General features: G+C 75.7%; 1 protein-coding gene. It reads right to left on the bottom strand.

The window, feature by feature from the left end; genetic code table 11:
* The coding region (locus PROKR_RS34735; RefSeq protein WP_036963625.1) for a DUF8034 domain-containing protein at nt 1-820 on the bottom strand (820 nt) is incomplete at both ends.

Below are 820 nucleotides of genomic sequence, written 5' to 3'. Positions count from 1 at the left end.
CAGGCGCTGTTCCCCGAACCGGCCCGGCCGCACCCGCACCCGCCGGGCGCGGGTGGGGGACAGGTTGACCAGCGTCAGCTCCACGCGGCCCTGCGCCGGGCCACCGTCCAGGCGCGTGACCAGGGCCGAGACGTCGGGCGGCAGGCCCGGGCGTGACCGGTCGGCGTCGGAGTAGCTCACGGCGGCGAACGGCAGGCCCCCGTTGTAGAGCGTCTGCGGCGTGCCCGTGACGAGCTGCCCCAGCACCTCCGTGACCACGGGGTTGGCCCGCTGCCAGAAGTGCAGGTGCACGGTGTCCGGGTCCACGGGCTCTGCCTCCATCACCGCGACCCGGCGGGCGAGCTGCCCGAGCGCCATCGACAGCGCCCGCTCCGGGTAGTCCGGGAGCGCGCCGTCGAGGAACGTGAGCCACGGGCCCTCGTGCCCTGCCTCCACCTTGTCCCGGAACGGGCGCACCTCGCGGGCGCCGGGCGTGCCGTCGAGCACACGGTCCAGGCGCTCGCGGTCGCGGGGGTCGCGTGTCCACCACCACAGCCAGGTCGGCAGGTCGAGCTGCAGGGGGCCGAAGTCGAACCAGCCCTCGGCGCCGTACCGGTAGGGCACCAGCAGCGCGGGCTCGGCGGCGTGCGGGCCGAGCCGTTCCAGCCAGCTCCCGCGCAGGCTGAACGGGGTCTGCGTGACGGGCGCGGTGATCGCGTGCTCCAGCACCGTGTCGAGCATGGTGCGCACGAGGTCGAGCGGGCCGTCGTCGCGTGCCCCGGCCGCACCCGGACCGGCCGCCGCACCCGAGACGAACGACGCGTTGACGGCGCCGATCAGG

Origin of the sequence: Promicromonospora kroppenstedtii DSM 19349 (genome assembly GCF_000515355.1) — a bacterium.
Taxonomy (GTDB): Bacteria; Actinomycetota; Actinomycetes; order Actinomycetales; family Cellulomonadaceae; genus Promicromonospora; species Promicromonospora kroppenstedtii.
Note: the sequence above shows the minus strand (reverse complement) of the source record. Positions and strands in the feature narration are given on the sequence as shown.